The organism is Acinetobacter bereziniae (assembly GCF_016576965.1).
GTDB classification, from domain to species: domain Bacteria; phylum Pseudomonadota; class Gammaproteobacteria; order Pseudomonadales; family Moraxellaceae; genus Acinetobacter; species Acinetobacter bereziniae.
Map to the genome: position 1 here is coordinate 341,173 of NZ_CP066119.1, position 21,768 is coordinate 362,940.

General features: G+C 39.6%; 19 protein-coding genes and 2 tRNA genes. 16 read left to right on the forward strand and 5 right to left on the reverse strand.

Annotated elements, in window-relative coordinates:
- The first annotated feature begins 1 nt into the window (after position 1).
- Together I9192_RS01575 and I9192_RS01580 are read left to right on the forward strand one after the other, a co-directional pair.
- Positions 2-1,078 carry a type VI immunity family protein gene (locus I9192_RS01575; RefSeq protein WP_200150077.1) on the forward strand — a complete coding sequence of 359 codons (1,077 nt, stop codon included), beginning with the start codon at positions 2-4 and terminating at the stop codon, positions 1,076-1,078.
- A 27-nt stretch (positions 1,079-1,105) separates the two neighbouring features.
- Entirely contained in the window at positions 1,106-2,182 is a 1,077-nt protein-coding gene (locus I9192_RS01580; RefSeq protein ID WP_200150078.1) for a type VI immunity family protein, read from the forward strand.
- Positions 2,183-2,341: 159 nt separating this feature from the next.
- Here the strand turns inward: I9192_RS01580 and I9192_RS01585 are convergent.
- The 4 genes from I9192_RS01585 to I9192_RS01600 all read right to left on the reverse strand — a co-directional run bounded on the left by I9192_RS01585 (position 2,342) and on the right by I9192_RS01600 (position 4,536).
- Positions 2,342-2,417: transfer RNA gene (locus tag I9192_RS01585), tRNA-Glu, on the reverse strand.
- A 26-nt stretch (positions 2,418-2,443) separates the two neighbouring features.
- Positions 2,444-2,519, reverse strand: a tRNA-Ala gene (locus I9192_RS01590).
- Positions 2,520-2,577: 58 nt separating this feature from the next.
- A complete protein-coding gene (gene gltX / locus I9192_RS01595) occupies positions 2,578-4,086 on the reverse strand; it encodes a glutamate--tRNA ligase (RefSeq protein ID WP_009587179.1) in 1,509 nt (502 codons plus the stop codon).
- Positions 4,087-4,224: 138 nt separating this feature from the next.
- Positions 4,225-4,536, reverse strand: coding sequence for a DUF4179 domain-containing protein (locus I9192_RS01600; RefSeq protein WP_200150079.1), 312 nt, complete (start codon positions 4,534-4,536; stop codon positions 4,225-4,227).
- Positions 4,537-4,912: 376 nt separating this feature from the next.
- Here I9192_RS01600 and I9192_RS01605 point away from each other — a divergent pair, with 376 nt between their 5' ends.
- From I9192_RS01605 to I9192_RS01650, 10 genes are all read left to right on the forward strand, one after another.
- The gene (locus I9192_RS01605) at positions 4,913-5,905 is read left to right on the forward strand and encodes a sulfate ABC transporter substrate-binding protein (protein ID WP_005034362.1); all 993 of its coding nucleotides are present in this window, start codon (positions 4,913-4,915) and stop codon (positions 5,903-5,905) included.
- Between the two features lie 367 nt (positions 5,906-6,272).
- Positions 6,273-7,289 (forward strand): sulfate ABC transporter substrate-binding protein, encoded by a 1,017-nt coding sequence (locus I9192_RS01610; RefSeq protein WP_004825411.1) that lies wholly within the window; start codon positions 6,273-6,275, stop codon positions 7,287-7,289.
- Between the two features lie 97 nt (positions 7,290-7,386).
- Positions 7,387-7,824, forward strand: a complete 438-nt coding sequence (locus tag I9192_RS01615) for a GNAT family N-acetyltransferase (protein WP_005034361.1) — start codon at positions 7,387-7,389, stop codon at positions 7,822-7,824.
- Positions 7,825-7,994: 170 nt separating this feature from the next.
- A complete protein-coding gene (gene rsmH, locus I9192_RS01620) occupies positions 7,995-8,918 on the forward strand; it encodes a 16S rRNA (cytosine(1402)-N(4))-methyltransferase RsmH (RefSeq protein ID WP_005034360.1) in 924 nt (307 codons plus the stop codon).
- A complete protein-coding gene (gene ftsL, locus I9192_RS01625; RefSeq protein WP_004825406.1) occupies positions 8,918-9,250 on the forward strand; it encodes a cell division protein FtsL in 333 nt (110 codons plus the stop codon). The genes rsmH and ftsL overlap by 1 nt, the downstream gene beginning before the upstream one ends.
- A gap of 9 nt (positions 9,251-9,259) precedes the next feature.
- A complete protein-coding gene (gene ftsI / locus I9192_RS01630) occupies positions 9,260-11,095 on the forward strand; it encodes a penicillin-binding protein PBP3 (RefSeq protein WP_005034358.1) in 1,836 nt (611 codons plus the stop codon).
- Between the two features lie 7 nt (positions 11,096-11,102).
- Entirely contained in the window at positions 11,103-12,611 is a 1,509-nt protein-coding gene (locus I9192_RS01635) for a UDP-N-acetylmuramoyl-L-alanyl-D-glutamate--2,6-diaminopimelate ligase (protein WP_005034356.1), read from the forward strand.
- Positions 12,612-12,620: 9 nt separating this feature from the next.
- The gene (locus I9192_RS01640; RefSeq protein WP_005034353.1) at positions 12,621-14,030 is read left to right on the forward strand and encodes a UDP-N-acetylmuramoyl-tripeptide--D-alanyl-D-alanine ligase; all 1,410 of its coding nucleotides are present in this window, start codon (positions 12,621-12,623) and stop codon (positions 14,028-14,030) included.
- A complete protein-coding gene (gene mraY, locus I9192_RS01645) occupies positions 14,030-15,148 on the forward strand; it encodes a phospho-N-acetylmuramoyl-pentapeptide-transferase (RefSeq protein WP_004825397.1) in 1,119 nt (372 codons plus the stop codon). The genes I9192_RS01640 and mraY overlap by 1 nt, the downstream gene beginning before the upstream one ends.
- Positions 15,149-15,221: 73 nt before the next feature.
- A complete protein-coding gene (locus tag I9192_RS01650) occupies positions 15,222-16,025 on the forward strand; it encodes a putative RNA methyltransferase (protein ID WP_005034349.1) in 804 nt (267 codons plus the stop codon).
- A gap of 59 nt (positions 16,026-16,084) precedes the next feature.
- On the opposite strand, the gene ponA is transcribed toward I9192_RS01650, so the two are convergent.
- Positions 16,085-18,625 (reverse strand): penicillin-binding protein PBP1a, encoded by a 2,541-nt coding sequence (gene ponA, locus I9192_RS01655; RefSeq protein WP_005034348.1) that lies wholly within the window; start codon positions 18,623-18,625, stop codon positions 16,085-16,087.
- Positions 18,626-18,788: 163 nt separating this feature from the next.
- Here ponA and I9192_RS01660 point away from each other — a divergent pair, with 163 nt between their 5' ends.
- From I9192_RS01660 to I9192_RS01675, 4 genes are read left to right on the forward strand one after another with little or no spacing between them, the layout of a single operon-like run.
- Positions 18,789-19,847, forward strand: a complete 1,059-nt coding sequence (locus I9192_RS01660) for a pilus assembly protein PilM (protein ID WP_005034346.1) — start codon at positions 18,789-18,791, stop codon at positions 19,845-19,847.
- Positions 19,847-20,488 carry a PilN domain-containing protein gene (locus I9192_RS01665; RefSeq protein ID WP_004825390.1) on the forward strand — a complete coding sequence of 214 codons (642 nt, stop codon included), beginning with the start codon at positions 19,847-19,849 and terminating at the stop codon, positions 20,486-20,488. Before I9192_RS01660 ends, I9192_RS01665 begins: the two co-directional genes overlap by 1 nt.
- Positions 20,485-21,237, forward strand: coding sequence for a type IV pilus inner membrane component PilO (locus tag I9192_RS01670; protein ID WP_004825387.1), 753 nt, complete (start codon positions 20,485-20,487; stop codon positions 21,235-21,237). Before I9192_RS01665 ends, I9192_RS01670 begins: the two co-directional genes overlap by 4 nt.
- A complete protein-coding gene (locus I9192_RS01675; RefSeq protein WP_005034344.1) occupies positions 21,234-21,764 on the forward strand; it encodes a pilus assembly protein PilP in 531 nt (176 codons plus the stop codon). The genes I9192_RS01670 and I9192_RS01675 overlap by 4 nt, the downstream gene beginning before the upstream one ends.
- The last annotated feature ends 4 nt before the right edge of the window (positions 21,765-21,768 follow it).

Genomic DNA, 21,768 nt, shown 5'->3' on the forward strand with positions numbered 1-21,768 from the left:
GATGGGTGAGTTATTTCAACAAGCAAAAGCTTGGTTAGATCAGATTGAACAGACACAAAATTATACTTTGCCTTATGTGGACGTTGAATCCAAAACGGAACCAGTGCGCTTAAATCTAATGATGTCTTTTTGGTTTTATGACGGTGATCAATTAGAAATAAAAGAATACTTTGTAAAAAAAATACAAGATTATATTGCATTGACGGGTGTTGAATTTCAGCGAGAAGCTTCTGTAAAAAACCAACGCGAACGTAAATTTCGTAAAGAGGGTTTTCCTGAAAATTTATTAGAAGATATAAAAAAAGAAAAAGATTCAGTTATTTATTATTTTTCAGATCAATCGAAAATGAGTATTGCTCCTAAGTTTGGTGTCAACAGTAAGTTCCGCCCAGATTATTCAAATGGTGAGTGGTACTCATGGATAAATTTTATTTTTCCTTTTGATTTTGCCAATAACAGTGATCGACGATTAAAGTGTATTGAATTTTTTAAATCGATTGTTCGAGAAATAAAAGTAGAACAAGCCTATTGTGGTTATCGCGTCGGACAACCCTTAGATTTTACTCAAGCTGTACCGTGGCAGGCTTTTGAAACCGCAGCCAATTATCGTTTTTTAGGCTTGGATATTGAAAAAGATATGACGCAGACCAGTGCTGTAACCAATGATGAGCCTTCTTTAGAAAAAGGTGTGCGTTCAACAGCTTGGTTGGTATATCTCGGTCAGCCGTGGCTTGAAAAACTCGATAAAGTACAAGCCATTCAACAACAAGACCCGAATACGCCGTTACGTTTAGAGCCGATCAATGGTGGAGTATTTTTTAGAGCAGATGAATCACCACAATTGGCAAGAATAGGTTTACCACGCCCACAAGGTTATCAAGCGTTAAACAATATTATTAAACCAATTCGAGAAAAAATGCTTCCGTTAACGCAATATGCCGATTCATTGGCAGAGTGGGAACCTGTATTTTTTCAGCCTGAACAATGTGATTGGTGGCTTGAACGTTGGGATCGAGAAGATGATGCTGAGTTATTAAAAAAATATCCTGTTCCTGAAAGCTTAAAGCCGCAGGATTAGATTTGATTTATGGGATGTTGATAAATAATGGATGAGTTATTTCAACAAGCGGAAGCGTGGTTAGATCAGATTGAACAGACACAAGATTATACATTGCCTTATGTGGACATTGAATCCAAAACAGAACCAGTGCGCTTAAACTTAATGATGTCTTTTTGGTTTTATGATGGCGATCAACTAGAAATTAAGGAAAAATTTGTCAAAAAAATACAAGACTATATTGCTTTGACAGGAGTTGAATTTCAACGAGAAGCATCCGTAAAAAATCAACGTGAACGTAAATTTCGTAAGGACGGTTTTCCTGAAAATTTATTAGAAGATATAAAAAAAGAAAAAACCTCTGTCATTTATTATTTTTCAGATCAACCCAATATGAGCTTTGCCCCTAAGTATGGAGTTAAGGCTTCATTTAACCCTGATTTTGCAAATAACGAATGGTACTCATGGATAAATTTTATTTTCCCTTTTGATTTTACCAATAACAGTGATCGACGATTAAAGTGTATTGAATTTTTTAAATCCATCATTCGTGAAATTAAGATAGAACAAGCCTATTGTGGTTATCGCGTCGGACAGCCCTTAGATTTTACCCAAGCTGTACCATGGCAAGCTTTTGAAACCGCAGCCAATTACCGTTTCTTAGGTCTAGATATTGAAAAAGATATGACGCAGACCAGTGCTGTAACCAATGATGAACCTTCTTTAGAAAAAGGTGTGCGTTCAACAGCTTGGTTGGTGTATCTTGGTCAGCCGTGGCTTGAAAAACTCGATAAAGTACAAGCCATTCAACAGCAAGATTCGAATACGCCATTACGTTTAGAACCGATCAATGGTGGAGTGTTTTTTAGAGCAGATGAATCACCACAATTGGCAAGAATAGGTTTACCACGCCCGCAAGGTTATCAAGCGTTAAACAATATTCTTAAGCCAATTCGAGAAAAAATGCTTCCGTTAACGCAATATGCCGATTCATTGGCAGAGTGGGAACCTGTATTTTTTCAGCCAGAACAATGTAATTGGTGGCTTGAACGTTGGGATCGAGAAGATGATGCTGAGTTATTCAAAAAATATCCTGTTCCTGAAAACTTAAAGCCACAGGATTAGATTTATTGATTAAATGAAGTGATATTTTACTCTATGAGTTTTTCAACAGCTTGTCTATATCACTAGGTTGAAGTCACATTGAGTGAATCAAAATTTAGATAATAAAAAACCCAAGTCATTATGCTTGGGTTTTTTACAAAGATGTCGCCATCTTGAATATGGCGTCCCTACGGGGATTCGAACCCCGGTTACCGCCGTGAAAGGGCGATGTCCTAGGCCTCTAGACGATAGGGACAGATGAGGCAACACAGGTAAAACTTTTGGTGGAGTCAAGGAGGATCGAACTCCTGACCTCTACAATGCCATTGTAGCGCTCTACCAACTGAGCTATGACCCCCAGTCTGTGTGAGCGCAATATTAGGGATATTGCGCCTTCACGTCAACAGAAAAATGAATTAAGCTTCGTCGATTGCATCATTTTTCGGCAATTTGATGCTTTCGTTGAGTTTTTCCCAAACTTTTGCTTCTTTTTTACTCGGACCACCCACAATTTCAAGTGCATGGCGTAAACGTGCAAACGTTAAGTCTGGACCAATCGTCACCATTGATTGCATAACAGGTGTCGATGAAGTCGAACCCGCAATCGCGATAAAGAATGCAGGCATGAAATCACGGAGTTTGATTTCCATTTGATTCGCCAAATCCATGAGCGTTTGGCTCACGGTATCGTTGTTCCAAGTAAATAAGCTTTCTAAACGCCAGATGGCAAACTGCAAACTTTGACGAACTTGTTCTTCACTGAGTTTTTTACTTTCGAACTGTTCTTTTGACAAGGTAGGGAATTGATTGAAATAGAAACCTGCCCAGTTAACAGCTTCAGAAAGTAAATTAATACGTGGCTGAATGGCTGCAGCAATGTCTTCAAGGGTTTTACGGTCTGCTTTCCAAGCAAGCAAAGTATTGAGCAACTCAGCAGGTGTAAGCGCTTTAATCCACTGACCATTTAACCAATTGAGTTTTTCAACATCGAAAATTGGACCGCCTAAAGAGACACGTTGAATGTCAAAATGCTCAATCATTTCAGCTAAAGTAAACTTTTCGCTTTCATCTGGCATTGACCATCCCATACGACCTAAATAATTGAGTAATGCTTCAGGAAGTACGCCGATATCTTTGTAATAATTGATCGAGGTTGGGTTTTTACGCTTCGACAATTTTGATTTATCAGGATTACGCAACAATGGCATGTGACATAATGTTGGCATTTCCCAACCAAAATATTGGTAGAGTAACTGGTGTTTTGGCGCAGATGGTATCCATTCTTCACCACGGATTACGTGGGTAATATCCATTAAATGATCATCGACCACATTGGCCAGATGATAAGTTGGTAAGCCATCGGTTTTCAGCAAAATTTGCATGTCTACCTGTGCCCATGGAATCTCAACTTCACCACGCAATAAGTCGTTGAATTGGCAAATCCCTTGTTCAGGTACTTTCATACGAATCACATGCGCTTCACCAGCAGCAAGACGTTGTTGTACTTCTTCTTGAGAAAGTTTTAAACCACGCCCATCATAACGCGGTGTTTCACCACGAGCCTGTTGCTCGGCACGCATTTGATCAAGCTCTTCAGCCGTCGCAAAACAATAGAAGGCATGCCCTTTTTCAACCAGTTCTAAAGCATATTGTTTATAAATTCCCATACGCTCAGATTGGCGATAAGGTGCGTGTGGACCACCGACATCTGGACCTTCTGACCAATTTAATCCTAACCAACGCAATGAGTCTAAAATCATTTGTTCAGATTCAGGTGTAGAGCGAAGTTGGTCTGTATCTTCAATACGAAGAATAAATTCACCACCATGTTGTTTGGCAAAACATAAGTTAAACAAAGCGATATAGGCAGTCCCTACATGTGGGAAACCTGTTGGAGAGGGTGCAATACGAGTACGGACTTTCATAACCAAATATTATTCAGAATGTAAATTGAAACTATTATAACGAAAAAGCCCAATCGCTTAAGGGTTAATTCACCAATAAAGGACTGGGCTTCTAAATTCTTTTGAGGAGTAAAGAATTTATTTTCTCAAATCAAGCAACTATGAGGTATGTGGTTGGAAAATTGCTTGTACAAAACGCGAAAACTTTTGATGTTGTTCAGCTAAAAAATTTTGTGATGGTGTAGTTTTAAGTGAAGTTAAAACTTTGATTTGATCTTTGTCTGAAATCAATTTGCTTTCACCACGTTTTTGCTGATTCAGCGCTTTTTCAATCGGTGATTGTTTGTCGGATACAACAATCATAGATTGTATTGGTCGAGTAGTATCTTTAGTGACAGCACTATGACCTGTTTGCGCCATGATTGTTAGTCCTATACTGATACCTAACAATTTTAAATGTGGATACTTCATTCCATCTACTCCCCCGGATGGTCGATTTTTTTTCTTTAACAAGGTGTGTTTAACATGGTTATTGTAGCAAAATAAGTTACAAAAAGCTTAACTACGTCACATTTTTTAATAATACTACACAAAAAATGTCTAAAAAACAACCATTGAAACGAAATGTAATAATTAAATTAATATCATATAAATATGGATGAATCGTGAAGAATTCAAGTCTACATTAAGTTGTTTAGAAAATATTCGAAATTATTAAGCTGTTTATTGCATATATTTGAATATCTTAAAATATGAAAAGAATAGAGTTTATTTTTATAAGTGATTGATTGTTAAATTAAAACAATGAAAATATAGTGCATGCTAAGTACTAAAAACTGAGAAACAAATGAAAAAACGACTGCTTTTAAGTGCAATCAGTCTGATTGCGATAGGGAATACATATGCTGCAAAAGAATTTTTAAATGTATCGTATGATCCCACACGAGAATTTTATCAAGAATATAACAAAAGTTTTGGACAGTTTTGGAAATCGAAAACAGGACAAGATGTTGAGTTTAAACAATCTCATGGTGGTTCAGGAAAACAAGCAAGATCCGTGGTCGATGGTTTACAAGCGGATGTGGTAACGTTGGCATTGGCGAATGATATTGATGAAATTGTCAATGCGGGACTGATTGAAAAAGGTTGGCAAAAGGAGTTTCCTAATAACTCGGCACCATATACCTCAACAGTGGTGTTTCTGGTCCGAAAGGGCAACCCAAAAGGAATCAAAGATTGGAATGATCTGGTAAAACCAGGTGTTGAAATTATTACACCGAACCCTAAAACGGGTGGTGCACCGCGTTGGATTTATTTATCCGCTTGGGGTTATGCCTTAAAACAGCCAGGTGGTAATGATGCTAAAGCACGTGAGTTGGTGAAAAAGATTTATAAAAATGTCAAAGTTTTAGACTCTGGTGCTCGAGGCTCTCTCACTACTTTTGCTGATCGTGGTATTGGTGATGTATTGCTGTCTTGGGAAAATGAAGCAATTTTAGCAACCTCTGGTCCAGATAAAGACAAATATCAGATTGTTTATCCGTCGATTTCTATCCTTGCTGAACCTTCAGTTGCCATTGTCGACAAAGTTGTCGATAAAGATGGCAATCGAAACCTAGCCAAAGGTTATCTAAATTATCTGTATTCTCCTGTAGGGCAAGATCTTGCAGCAAAATACAATTTCCGTCCTCGTGATACAAAAGCGGCTGCTAAATATGCTGCTAAATTCCCTAAAATCAAATTGTTCACAATTGATCAAGTTTTTGGTGGTTGGGCGAAAGCACAAAAGGTGCATTTTGCCAATGGTGGGGTATACGATCAATTTACAGCTGAAAAGTAATGCTTTGAAAGCAAAGCCTTTTGATCTGATCAGGCTTTGCTTTTTTGTACTTTTTTCAGTTTTTACTTTAAATCACTTATCCTTATATTATTGCGATAGCCTTGATGTGTACCTTATTGATTAATATTTTTATGAAAGGTGGTCCTGTTTGAGCATGACTGTTTTTTGGTTTTCTATCTTTTATCTAATATGATCAAAATAAAATTAAACTGGCAATTTCAAACCTCAATGAATTGAAAAAATTCATCAATATCAATCATCATTTATTTTTGCTCCTCATTCGATCTTGTATCTTTATGCTTTTGATTGATGTTTATTGGCTTATTTCATATATTTAGAATAATTTTAAATTTGCTGCGGCGCTCATATGAAAAAGAATTTTAAAGCACTTTTAAGTGCTGTGATTATTGCAACTGGATTTACAGGAACAACTCAAGTCACTCATGCGGCTGATCGTGAGTTTTTAAATGTGTCTTATGATGCAACTCGTGAGTTTTATGATGAGTTTAATAAATCATTTGGTGCATATTGGAAAGCGCGTACAGGAAAAACTGTGGATTTTAAACAATCACATGGCGGTTCTGGAAAGCAAGCACGTGCCGTGGTGGATGGTTTAAAAGGTGATGTGGTGACTCTGGCTCTAGCTAACGACATCAATGAAATTGTAAAGTCGGGTCAAATTAACCCGGGTTGGGAAAAAGAGTTTCCAAACAACTCAGCACCTTATACTTCAACGGTTGTATTTTTAGTGCGTAAGGGTAATCCTAAAGGTATCAAAGACTGGACAGATTTAACCAAGCCGGGTGTGCAAATCATTACACCGAATCCGAAAACGGGTGGATTGCCAAGATGGATTTATCTTTCAGCTTGGGGTTATGCATTGAAACAACCAGGTGGTGATGATGCGAAAGCGCGTGAGTTTGTTTCCAAGATGTATCATAACGTGAAAGTAATGGATCCTGCTGCACGTGCATCCATGACCACCTTTGCTGAACGTGGCATTGGTGATGTTTTATTGACTTGGGAAAATGAAGCCATGGTCAGTAAAAAAGCCACAGGCAATAAGTTTGATATCGTCTATCCGTCTATGTCGATTCTGACTGAGCCTTCTGTTGCGATTGTAGATAAGACGGTTGAGAAGAATGGCAATAAGTGGTTGGCAACAGGCTATATCAATTATTTATATTCCCCGATTGGTCAGGATATGGCAGCACGTCATTTTTATCGTCCACGTAATGCAAAAGTTTTAGCAAAATATGCGAAACAATTTCCTGAATTAAAAACTTTCACCATTGATGAAGTATTTGGTGGTTGGGCGAAAGCGCAGCAAACACATTTCGCAAATGGCGGTGTTTTCGATCAGATTTATAATACCAAACGTTAAGCGGTAATTGATTTGATGAAGAACCTCCTTAAGGAGGTTTTTTTATTCATCAATGAATAGGTTAGACTCAGTTCAAATTGAACAATAACTTGAAATTATGTGCATCCAAATCAGACTGGCGGCAGCCAATGACATTGAAACAATTTTTGATATTCGAACCTCAGTCAAAGAGAATCATTTATCACGAACACAATTGACTGAGTTAGGTATTACGACAGCAACCATATCTGAGTTAATTCACAGTTGTTCTTGTGTTTGGGTTGCTGAATTGAATGATCAGGTATGTGGATTTGCAATAGCAGATCAAGATGAGGGAAGTATTTTTGCAATGTTTGTTTATCCCGATTTTGAAGCAAAGGGCATTGGCACTGCATTACTTAAAAAAGCGGAAGATTTTTTATTTCAATATTTTCAAGAAATTTGCTTGGAAACTGATGCAAGAAGCCGTGCTTGTACGTTTTATGCTCAACATGGTTGGCGAGTCGTTGAACATTTTGAAAATCATGACGTGAAAATGATGAAGCAAGCACGGTAACTTTATAGCACTGCTTTTGTTGTTTTTTCGCCCTATTTTTTGTTTCAAACACAGGAAAAACGGTTTTCTCTATAAAAAGTAATATTTCCCTACAAAAAGTCGTTTGGAGCTTTAACAAAACAAGGTAATAATGTGCAGTTACTTTTTTTGCTTAAACTGAAACTCTAATTATGTCTCATATTTCTGTATTACTACATGAAACTGTCGATGCTTTACTTGCAGGGCGCAATACAGGAATTTACGTGGATGGGACGTTTGGGCGTGGCGGTCACACCCGTTTATTGCTCTCTAAGTTGGATGAAAACTCCAAAGTATATGCTTTTGATAAAGATCCTCAAGCACTCGAAGTGGCATATCAGCTTGAAAAAGAAGATCCTCGATTTAAAATTATTCATGCAAGTTTTGCAGATTTACAACAAGAATTGAATCAATTGGATATTTATCAAGTTGATGGAATTATGGCAGATTTAGGGGTGTCATCACCTCAGTTAGATCAAGCTGAACGTGGTTTTAGTTTTATGCATGATGGACCACTTGATATGCGTATGGATAATTCTCAAGGGCAAACCGCTGCTGAGTGGTTGCTGGATGTTGAAGAAGAACATTTGGCGAATATCATCTTTCAATATGGTGAAGAACGTTATAGCCGTCGTATTGCCAAAGCGATTAAACAAGCCGGTTATATTGAAACCACAGGAAAATTAGCAGAAATTGTTAAAGTTGCGCATCCAAAGTGGGAAAAGAATAAGCATGCGGCAACACGAACTTTCCAAGCCATTCGTATAGAAATTAACAAAGAGCTGGATGATGTACATACCTTTTTACCTCAAGCCGTAGATTTGTTAAAATCAAACGCACGTTTAGCCGTGATAAGTTTTCATTCACTTGAAGACCGAATTATTAAGCAATTTATTCAAAAAGAATCAACTTTAGCAGAAGATAATGGTTGGGGATTACCGCAAAAAGTACAAGATACTCGTCGACTGAAAAAAATAGACCGAATTCGTGCCAGTGAGGAAGAAGTCAAGGTGAATCCTCGCTCACGTAGTGCTTGGCTCCGGGTTGCAGAGCGATTAGAACAAAAAGGCGCATAATGAAACAAGAAATTATAGAAGAATCAAGTCGTAAACTGGCTGTCAAAAAAGCAATTGTTTATGGTCTTATGGTTGCCGCAGTACTGATCAGCGCTTTTATGGTGGTGTTACAAGTTTTTGCTTATCGTCATGATTTTCGTGATTTAAATAGTTATATGCGTGAGCGCGAAGATATCAATGCAGAGTGGGGGCGTTTGCTCATTGAACAACAGACATTTGGTGCGACAGCACAAATTGGTACGCGTGCAGTAACGCAACTCCGAATGTATTCACCGCCAGCTGCACAAACAGTTGTCATTTCATTACCAAGTGAATCAGAGCAGAAGAAGTAAGGCATCTGTATGGTAGATAAGCAAACTAAACAGACTCGGCAACCGCGTAAAAAGCAGCCGTCCATTACCCAAAAAAGTACCGCATCTATCGATATGTGGCGTTTTTATCTTATGTGGGGCGTGGTTCTTTTATGCTTTGTAGGTCTGGTTGGTCGTGCATTTTATGTGCAAGTGATTAATAAAGACTTTTTGCAAAATAAAGCCAATGCCAATATTTTGCGTACAGAAACGTTGAAAGCCATGCGTGGTGTGATTAGTGATCGCCATGGTGTGCCTTTGGCGATTAGCTCTCCGATCATGAAAGTGGTGATTGATCCACGAGAGTATTTTGAGACCAAAAAGCAATTTGACACCATCACAGCTGAATTACAAAAAACGCCAAATAGTCGAAAATTGAAACGTCAGTTACCGGATGAAAATTTAAATTTAGATGAATTGGCAGATGCGGTAGGCATTGATCGTGCAGATTTAAAGAAACGTTTGAATGAACGTCCTCGCTCACGCTATTTGGTGTTAAAAAAAGAAGTTCCACCGCCTCAGGCAGATTTCATTACCCAGCATAAATTTGCAGGGGTGTATGCTGAGAAAACCTATAAACGTTATTATCCACAACCTCAACCCAATGCTCAGATTATTGGTTTAACCAATAGTGAGGGAACCGGGATTGAAGGCTTGGAGATGCAATTAAACTCACGTCTTGCAGGTGAGGATGGTGAGCAAAAAATCTCACGGGATAAGCACGGTAACCGTATTAGCACGCCAGAAGTGGTCAAAGAGGTTAAAGCAGGCGAAAATATCACTTTAAGTATAGATTCACGTTTGCAATATATTATGTATCGTGAGTTGACTGCTGTAGGTGTGGCAAACAATGCGCGCTCTGCATCTTCAATCGCTGTAGATGTTAAAACGGGCGAAATTTTGGCAATGGCAAGTTGGCCATCTTATAACCCCAACGATAAGAATGGTTTAAATAATAAAGATGCTATGCGTAACCGAGGGGCAATCGACATGTTTGAACCTGGTTCGACCATGAAGCCTTTTACGATTGCTGCTGGGTTGGAAAGTGGTCAATATACGCCAAATACTGTAGTTAATACCAGCCCGGGTTCAATGCGTTTAGGTTCTCATACCATTCGTGATACGCATAACTATGGTTCACTGACTGTTACTGGTGTGATTATCAAGTCATCTAACGTGGGCTCTGCAAAAATTGCCTTGTCTTTGCCGAAAGAAACATTACCTAGCTTCTTTAGAAAGGTCGGTTTTGGTCAGCGTTCAGCGGTGAAATTCCCAGGTGAAAGTAGTGGTTTGGTGCTTCCTCCTGAGAAATTGAATTCATCGCAAATCGGCACAATGGCTTATGGTTATGGTCTAAATGCGACGATTTTGCAGTTGGCACAAGGCTATGCCATGTTAGCCAATCATGGTGTGGAATATCCATTAAGTCTCTATAAACTCAATGACCAGCCCAAAGGGAAGCAGGTCTTAGATCCTAAAATTGCTGATTCAGTTTTATTGATGTTAGAGCAAGTGACTATGCCAGGCGGAACCGCAAAACAAGCCAATATTCCAGGTTATCGTGTTGGTGGTAAAACAGGAACGGCACATAAGCTGCGTCCTGATCATCGTGGTTATTCAAATACAGAATATCGTGCATTATTTGCAGGTGTCGCGCCGATTAGTGATCCTCGATTAGCGATTATTGTGGTGGTGGAAAATCCTCGTGGTCAATATTATGGTGGTCTGGTTGCAGCACCAGTTTTTGCTCGAATTATGCAAGAGTCTTTACGTTTAATGAATGTGCCTTTGGACAAGCCGCTTGAAACGGCAAAGGCGACGCGATAGGTAAATCATGATGATTAATTTTCTAGACATTTATCACAATGGTCGTGATCAAGACCATACACAGAGTTGGATGTCTGAGCCATTTAAGGGTTTCTCTCTAGATAGTCGCTATGTTCAGCATGGACAGATTTTTATTGCATTAACCAGTTATTCTCAACCTGAAAAAACACGGCAGTTTGCTCAGGCGGCTTTGGATAAAGGTGCATTGGCAGTGATTAGTGAAACGGATTTAGGCATTGCATCAGCTTTGGTTTGTCCTCAAGTTCGCAGATTGATGGGACAATGGCAAAAACAATATTTACAAGCAACAACACCTGTACAAGCGGTACGCGTTTTGGCTGTCACTGGAACCAATGGTAAAACAACGATTTCACGTTTGGTTGCTGAGTTGTTGACATTGCTAAATAAAAAATGTGCGGTTATGGGGACAACAGGTAATGGTATTTTACCGCACTTGGAAGCGTCCTCTCATACCACTTTAGATGCTTTACATTTACAAAATCTAATGCATGATTTTGCCTTACAAGGCGCTGAATTTGCTTCAATCGAAGCGAGTTCTCATGGCTTGGAGCAAGGGCGCTTGAATGGTTGTGATATCGAAATTGCTGCCTATAGCAATTTAAGCCGTGATCATTTGGATTATCATGGAACACTTGAAGCCTATGCTGAAGCAAAATCTTTATTGTTTAAATGGTCTTCGTTAAAAGTCGCAGTTATTAATATTGATGATGCGCATGCTGATTTGATGATGAATGCTGCGAGCAGTAATTTGTCGCACCCTAAAGTATTGACTTATTCGACCTCTAAAGCTGCTGATTATCAGGTCTTTGGAATTAAATATAGCTTGGATGGTGCAGTTTTTCACTTAAAAACAGCCAAAGGCGAATTTACTGTACATAGCCCATTGCTCGGGCATTTTAATATTGAAAACCTTGTGGCAAGTTTAATTGTCGCTGAGCAAGCAGGCTTTGATTTACAACAGTTGATTGCACAAGTACCAAAGTTAAAAGGCGCACCAGGACGAATGCAAGTCATTCGTGATCAGGATCGATTATTTGTTGTCGACTATGCCCACACGCCAGATGCATTAACCCAAGTATTAAAAACTTTAAAGCGCCATGTTGAAAATCAACTTTGGGCGGTATTTGGTTGTGGGGGTGATCGTGATCGTGGTAAACGTCCTTTGATGACCAAAGCAGCATTGGAACAAGCCACCCCTGTGGTGATGACATCAGATAATCCGCGCACTGAAAATCCAGAACAAATTTTTGCCGACATGAAACAAGATATCGATTTTAGCCAGCACGAGGTGCATGAGATTCGTGATCGTCGTGAAGCGATTAAATATGCAGTCAAACATGCACAAGCAGGCGATATTGTGGTGATTGCTGGCAAAGGACATGAAAACTATCAAGAAATAGATGGGGTGCGTCATTGGTTTGATGATGTTGTTGAAGTGCAATCTGCTATAGATGCGCAACACCATAAAACCAATTCAGCCTATCCAGCTCAGTAGGAATAAACGATGCATACCTCGACGACGAGTACTGTACCTTTAGAGCCATGGTCAGCAACAGAACTTGCTGAAGCAACTCAAGGATATTGGTATTTAGATCAAGCACCACAAGGTGAAATTAAACGTATTTTAACTGATTCACGCCATGCTGAATTGGGTGATGTGTTTTTAGCACTTAAAGGTGAACGTTTTGATGCACACGATTTTGTTGTGCAAGTGGCTGAAAATGGCTGCCAAATTGCGATTGTCAGTCATCCTGTTGAAGCCAATATTTGTCAGTTGGTTGTTGAAGATACCCGTTTGGCATTGGGACATTTAGGTGCGTATCGTCGCGCTCAGCATCCTCAATTAAAAGTGATTGCACTGACTGGCAGTAGTGGTAAAACCACCACCAAAGAAATGTTGGGTAGTATCCTTACACGTTTAGCTCCGACTTTGATTACTCGTGGTAATTTAAATAATGATCTTGGTGTGCCAATGATGCTCTTGGAACTACGTTCAGAACATCAATATGCAGTCATGGAGCTGGGTGCAAGCCATCAAGGTGAAATTGACTATACCTCAAACTTGGTACAACCTCAGGTGGCGGGCATTCTCAATATCGGCACTGCACATTTAGGTGAGTTTGGTGGTCGTGATGGAATTTGTCGTGCTAAATCTGAAATTTATCGCCATATTGATCAAACAGGAACATCTATTATTCCTGCGGCTGATGATTTCACTGATACGATTCGCCAAGCTATACAGACAGAACATTGTTTGAGTTTTGGGAATGGTGGTGAGGTTTTTGCAACAGATATCCAGTTGTTGGCACAATCAGCAATATTTACCATCAATACACCGCAAGGCTCCAAATTGGTTAATTTGCCTTTTGCAGGTGCACACAATGTACATAATGCAGAGGCTGCAACAGCATTCGCCTTAGCAATCGGTATCGCTTTAGAGGATATTGTTGCTGGTTTAGAGTCAGCACAAGGGGCTAAAGGGCGTCTAAACTTTATTCAAAAAAATAATCATTTATTGATTGATGATACCTACAACGCCAATCCAACGTCCATGCGTGCCGCAGCTGAGGTGCTTGCACAACAGCAAGGAATTAAAGTCATGGTCATCGGAGATATTGGAGAGCTGGGAGATACTGCGGCTCAACAGCATTACATGCTAGGTCGTGATCTCGTTTCAGTGAGTGGTATTGATTTTGTTGTCGCTGTAGGCGAGTTTGCTCCTGCAACACAAGAAGGTGCTCGAAGCACTCAATATGGTAAAAAATTACAAGCTTTTCTGAATCAAGAACAAGCTTTGCCTTTATTATTAAGTTTAATAAAAACACATCAACCCCAGTCCATGAGTTTCTTATTTAAAGGTTCTCGTTATACCCATATGGAAACGTTGATGGCTGATTTGATGGAGAAAGTTTAATGCTGTTTTGGTTATTTCAACACTTGGCGGGTTATGAAAATGCGTTCCAAGTTGTTCGATACTTATCGTTACGCGCATTGCTCAGTGTATTGACTGCACTTGCGATTGGTTGGGCTTTGGGTCCAGTGATGATTCGTAAACTACAAGCACTCAAATATGGTCAAGCAGTCAGTTCGTTTGCACCTGAAAATCATGCCAAGAAAATGGGTACACCAACCATGGGCGGGATTTTAATCCTACTCTCCATTGGGATTAGTACTTTGCTTTGGGCAGACTTATCCAATCCCTATGTGTGGATTGTTTTAATGGTTATGGTGATCTTTGGTGCGGTAGGCTGGGCAGATGACTGGATTAAAGTTCGTTATAAAGACAATGCTGGTTTGCCTGCCAAGAAAAAATTCTTTTGGACATCTATCGGTTCACTGGGAGCGGGTATTGCATTGTATGTAATTGCAACTCAGCAGGATAACCCTATACATACAGCCAATATGTTGGATTTGTTGATTCCATTCTTTAAGAATTTGAGTATTCCATTGTCTGCAATTCCATTGGGGATTGGGTTTATTATTTTCACCTATTTGGTCATTAATGGCGGTTCAAATGCGGTGAACTTAACTGATGGCTTGGATGGTTTGGCGATCATGCCAATTGTCTTGGTTGCGGCTGGTTTAGGTGTTTTTGCATATTTGGCAGGTGATGTTCGCTTTGCCAATTATTTACATATTCCTTATGTGAAATATACATCTGAATTGGTGATTATCTGTGCTGCGATGATTGGTGCCGGTTTAGCATTCTTATGGTATAACGCACATCCTGCACAAGTCTTTATGGGCGATGTGGGAGCATTATCCTTAGGCGCGATGTTGGGTACAATCGCAGTGATGGTTCGTCAAGAAATAGTATTCGCGATCATGGGTGGGGTATTTGTTGTTGAAGCGATTTCCGTGTTTTTGCAAATTGGATCGCTACGTATGCGTAATAAACGTGTTTTTCTGATGGCACCCTTACATCATCATTATGAAAAGAAAGGCTGGCGTGAGACTCAAGTGGTGATCCGTTTCTGGATTATTACAATTATGCTGGTAGTTTTAGGTCTAATGACATTAAAATTACGATAAGCCAAAGTCAGTTGAAGAAGTCGGCATTTGCCGGCTTTTTTATTGGCTTTTACTATATTTTGTGGAGAATACGATGAATTTATTGATGTGCCCTGTATGCCGTGAGGGGTTAAGCCTATCAGGTCGAACTTGGCGCTGTGTAAATCATCATAGTTATGATGTCGCAAAGCAAGGTTATGTCAATTTACATGTGGTACAACACAAACACAGTAAAAATCCAGGGGATACTGTTGAATCTGTACAAGCGCGACGGGCTTTTCTCAGTGATGGATTTTATGCACCTTTACAACAAGCAATCGTAAAAAAAATTCGAGATTTACGTATTGAAAATCTGTTGGATATCGGTTGCGGTGAAGGCTACTATACTGATGCAATGCAACATGAGGTGATGCAATGTGTTGGGGTGGATATTGCGAAAAATGCAGTTCAGGTGGCTGCAAAGCTCAATAAAAAAGTGACTTGGATTGTGGGAACAGGGGCGACATTACCAGTTTTAGATCAATCCATAGATCTATGTACCAGTTTGTTTAGTCCAATCCCTATTGAGGAAATCCTGCGAGTCCTTAAGCCTCAGGCTTATCTCATCGTGGTTACGCCTGCACCTGAGCATTTGTATGCAATGCGTGAAGGTTTGTTTGATGAAGTAAAAATGCATGATCCGCATAAGTTTGTTGAGCAATTACAAGCGCATTTTGATTTGATTGAGCAACCGATTGTGGAAACGACTTTTGAGTTAAATCAAGCACAATTAAAAAATCTGATTGCTATGACACCTTATGCATATAAAGCAAAACCTGAAAAGCGTATGGTTTTAGAACAACAAGCGCAAACTGAATTAAAAGCCGCATTTCAGATGTATATTTTCCAGAAAAAATAGCCAATTAATCGACATAAAAAATGCCATCTATTGATGGCATTTTTTATGATGAAATTTGACTATTGAACTTCGTTAATCAAATTTTCAAGCGAGTCTTGTTCCCGTTTTGCAGCACCTTGATTCATCGCAGGCGGTGTTGCTTTATTCGGCTTTAACGGCTGATCATTACCCTCATCAGGTAAATCATCAAAATCATTGGACGCGTTACGTGTTGGAGCAACTGGAGCTGGTCTAAAGATTGGACGGGCTAAAGGTGGAGATGAACCATAGCTTTCGTTTTGAGTTTGGTCATCAATTTGAGTTTGATGACGTTGTTCACGCGAAATTGGTGCTTTAGCATCTTTATCAAAGTGTACCCAAGCCGATGGCGTGCCTTTTAAAGCTTTATCCATAAAGCTGGTCCAAACTGGAAGTGCAGCAATACCACCAAATTCGCGTCGACCTAATGTAGATGGTTGGTCAAAGCCTACCCAAGCAATGGCAACCAATTTACCATTGAAGCCTGCAAACCAAGCGTCTTTAGCATCATTCGTTGTTCCTGTTTTACCACCAATATCATCACGACCAATTTTAAGTGCAGCACGACCTGTACCATGTACAATTACATCACGAAGAATATTTGCCATGTCGAAGGCTGACTGTGATTTTAAAATACGTTGGGCTTGACGATATTTACTTTGCTCTTCTTTACTTAAAGGTGTTGCTGCATCATCAACACTGATATTGGCACCTTCAATCACTTCATCATCTGGGGTGACTTCGGCATCAACTGTCTGATTTTTTTGGTTAATACATGGAATACACGCATATTCAGGACTTGCTTCATAGATGGTTTTACCAAAAGCGTCTTCAATACGACTGATAAAATGCGGTTGAATGCGATATCCCCCATTGGCAATAGCTGCATAGCCTGTTGCCATTTGTACAGGAAGTACTTGTGGTGTACCTAAGGCAATGGTGAAGTTTCGCGGAATTTGATCTTCTTGTAAACCAAAGTCCATCAGTAATTGTCGTGCACGTTCAACACCAACACTTTGTAGTAAGCGTACAGATACTGTATTACGAGACAAATATAAGGCACGACGTAATGGGATCATGCCCAAATAACGACCATCGGAGTTTCTTGGTGACCAACGACCAATCGTAATTGGGCTGTCATTGACCATAGTATAAGGTGTCATACCACGTTCAAGGGCAAGTGCGTAAACAAAGGGTTTAATGGTGGAGCCTGGTTGGCGCCAACCTTGTAATGCACGGTTAAATTTCGATTGATAGAAGTTGTACCCCCCGACCACTGCTTCAATCGAACCATCATTTGGATTGATGGCAATAAGTTGACCTTGGACTTTCGGGGTTTGCACCAATGACCAAGCCGTTTTATTGTCATTGGGACGTAAACGGATGATATCTTTCACTGAAACAATTTGTGAGGCACGACTGGGTGCACCACCCACAGCGTTGGCATTGATGTATTTTCTTGCCCAAGACATTCCTGACCAAGGGACGGTTACCGTTGAACCATCTTGCATTTTGGCTTCAAAGGTATTGCTGCCCACTTTAATCACTTCGGCAGGGTATGTATTGGCATAAGGAATAAAATCTTTGAGTGGCTTGTCATGTGCCTCAGCACCACGCCAACCATGACGGCGGTCGTAATCTTCTAAACCTTTTTGTACAGCATCTTCAGCATATTGCTGACGCTGGCTATTGACAGTTGTATAAACTTTATAACCTGAGTCAATCGCTTGTTCACCAAACTTTTCTACCAATTCAGCGCGAACCATTTCACCGACATAAGGAAATTTATTGCTTAAACCGCGATCTGGCATGCTTAAGTTTATCGGTTCAGCAACCGCTTTTTCATATTCAGCCTGTTTCAAATAGCCTAGCTGAAGCATACGTCCCAAAATCCAGTTACGACGCTCAAGTGCACGTTCAGGGTTTACAACAGGATTATATTTAGAAGGCGCTTTAGGCAAACCAGCAATCATCGCCATTTGTGCAATACTGAGCTGATCTAAGCTTCTGTCATAGTAAATTTTTGCTGCAGCAGCAATACCATAGGCATTTTTACCTAAGAAAATTTTATTGACATATAAAGATAAGATTTCTTCTTTGGATAAGTTTTGTTCTATTTTTCGGGCTAAAAATACTTCAGTCAATTTACGCTTCAAAGTACGTTCAGGTGATAGATAATAGTTCTTGGCAACCTGCATGGTGATGGTCGAACCACCTGTCTGTACATTTGATCCAGTCACACTTTCACTCAATGCACGACCTAAGCCCTTAAAGCTGATTCCGCTATGTTCAAAGAAAGATGAATCTTCAGCAGCAAGGAAAGCATGAATGAAATGCGGCGGAATCTGATCGTATTCCACAGGCACAGAAAGCTTGCCACCATATTCAGCAATTAATTGATTATCTGCCGAGTAAACTTGTAAAGGTTTTAATAATGGCGCTTTTTTTAAAGAGCTCATTTCTGGCAGAGATGGGGCAATATATAGGTACATTCCATAAAAGCCCATCGGAATTGCGACTAAGATAATAATAATCAGCAAAAAAAAGGGATGAATATGACCTGAACAAGATAGCTTTTTCATAACAAGTAAGTTTTAATAATAGCTAATGGCAAACTAATTGTGGTCAGTATAGCTTCTCATGTGATGGATTGTTAGATGGGATATTGTATCTGTAAAAAATTAAGACCAAATACAGCTAGTTTGTGTTATTTGTTGGGGATAAAAAAATAATAGGAAATGTATCGTGCTTAGACTATATCGTAAGCAAAATAAGGGGTTGGTAGGAGTAGATATTAGTTCTACTACTGTAAAAATTTTAGAGCTCTCTGTTAAGAACGGTCGTTACTGGGTTGAAAGTTATGGATTAAGTCCGCTGATTGATGGGAGTGTGGTTGAAAAAAACATTCTCAATCCAGAAGCAGTTGCAGATGCATTAGAGCGAGCAGTCAATCTTGCTAACCCTCAATCGCAAAATGTGGCTGTTGCTGTACCTACTTCTATGGTGATTCATAAAATCATAGAAATGGATGCAGATATGTCCGATGAGGAAAGAGAAGTTCAGATTCGAATGGATGCTGAACAATATATTCCTTTTCCTTTGGATGAAGTGAGCTTAGATTTTGAAGTATTGAATGATAAGTTAGCCAATCCGAATCGAGTGAATGTACTTTTGGTGGCGACACGTGCTGAAAATATTGAGTCTCGTGTTGAAGTTCTGGAAATTGCAGGCTTATCTCCTAAAATTGCAGATGTAGAAAGCTATGCCATAGAACGTGCATTCGATGTCTTTTCAGATACTTTACCCATCGGGGTGAATCTTGTTGGGATCTTAGATATTGGTCACACCATGACCACATTGTCTGTGATGCAAAAAGGTAAGATTATTTACACGCGTGAGCAGGTGTTTGGGGGCAAACAACTGACACAAGATGTGCAAAATCGTTATGGTTTATCTTATGAGGAAGCAGGTCGTGCCAAGAAAGACCGCACCTTACCCGATGATTTTGAAACTGAAGTGTTAATGCCGTTTTTAGAAGCGGTGGTTCAGCAAGCAGCGCGTTCATTGCAATTCTTCTTCTCCTCCTCACAATTTAATGAGATTGATCATATTTTGCTGGCAGGTGGAAATGCAAATATCCCAGGTTTGGCAAAATTATTACAACAAAAATTAGGCTATCGAGTCACTGTTGCAAATCCATTTTTACAAATGGGTTTTTCACCGCAAATTGACTTAAGAAAAATAGAAAATGATGCACCATCACTTATGGTTGCATGTGGCTTAGCGTTGAGGAGTTTTGATTAATGGCAAAGATTAACTTACTCCCTTGGCGTGACGAGCTAAGAGAACAGAAAAAGAAACAATTTGTGGCAATCTGTGTGGGTGTTGCATTGATTGGATTGGCAACTGTGTTATTGGCATGGTTTTATTTTGATCATAAGCTTGAAGATCAAGAGCAGGCCAATCAGTTGGTAACCAGTACCAATCAAAACTTAGATATGCAATTAAAAACTTTAGATGGATTGCAAGAGCGTCGTAATGCCATTATTGAGCGAATGAAGTTGATTCAAGGTTTACAAGGACAACGTCCTGTGATTGTTCGCTTGGTTGATGAATTGGTTCGTGTCGTTCCAGCACAAATGTACATCACGAAATTCAGTCGTGTTGGGGATAAATTTACCATCGAAGGTAAAGCTGAAAGTCCGAATACCGTTGCTGAATTATTGCGTGGTTTGGAAGCTTCTGAGTGGTATAGAAATGCCTTTATGAATTCATTCCTAGCCGCAGAAGAAAATAAAAATCAAGCACAAACATCCGTGATTCCTCGAGTAGAAGAGTCTTATGGAAGCTTTGTGGTCACTGTAGATTTAGGGGAAATCGCTTCTGTAGCAGATGATAGTGCAACAAAGGCTGAACAAGTTCCAGCTGCTGGGGGTGCGAAATGAGTCGTGAAGATTTTGAGCAATTAGATTCATCAGTAAACGATGCTCCAAAAAAGAATAAAATGACAGTTGAGAAATTTTTTCAACAGTTCAATACTTTGGATATGAACAACTATGGTAGTTGGCCGCTATCGGTAAAAATTACTTGTTGGATATTTTTGTTCTTTGTGGTTTGTGCAATTGGCTATTTTCTTGCGGTGAGACCGAAGCTGGATGCAATTGATCAGGCACGCACAGTTGAACAGAATCTACTGAATGAATTTAAAGAAAAAGACTCTAAGTTACGAAATTTGCAACAATATCAAGCCCAGTTACAACAAATGGAAGCCAATTTCAATCAACAATTGGAACAGTTGCCAAAAGAAACTGAAATTCCGAGTTTGGTTGAAGATATTAACGTGACTGGGGTGAGTTCAGGGCTAAAATTTAAAAATATCAGACTTGAACCTGAAGTGAAGCAAGAGTTCTTTATTGAACAACCTATTTCCATTGATGCGACAGGGGATTATCACTCATTTGGTACTTTCGTCAGTAGCGTCGCTGCTTTACCACGTATTGTTACTTTGCATGATTTCACCATTACAGGAACTGCCAGTCAGGATAAAAAATCTGATGTTCCTGTGATTGACTATACCATTAAGGCAAAAACCTATCGCTATATTGGTGCTGATGAACAGAAAGCTCAAAAAACTGTGAATCAGACAAATCCAGCTGCACCATCGACACCACAGCAAGGAGGGACACCACAATGAAAAAACACAATAAAATAATCTGTGGAATCTCATTCACTTTGTTGTTGGTTGGTTGTGACTCTAGGATTGATGCCGTCAATCAGGAAATGGCAAATATTCGTAGTCAAACACCTTTGCCGATTGAACCAGCACCTGTATTTAATCCTGTGCCAAGTTTTAATTATTCTGCACAACAATTGCGTAGTCCATTCTTACCAAGTTCGTTGGCAAATGAATTAAAGGTGATGTCAGGAAAACGAGTGTATCCGAATTTCTCTAGACAACCGCAGCCACTTGAAAGTTATCCTTTAGAGTCGTTGACACTGAAAGGAAGTATGAAGGGCAATGCAGGACAAACGGTAGGATTAATCCAAACACCAGATGGTGAAATTGAACGTGTTCAACTGGGCAATTACATGGGGATGAATCAGGGTCGAATTATTGAAATTACACCGACCCGTATTGATTTATTGGAAATTGTTCCAGATGGTCGAGACGGTTATATCGAAAGACCACGCAGTCTAGTTCTAATTGGTCCAGTGGATTAAAACG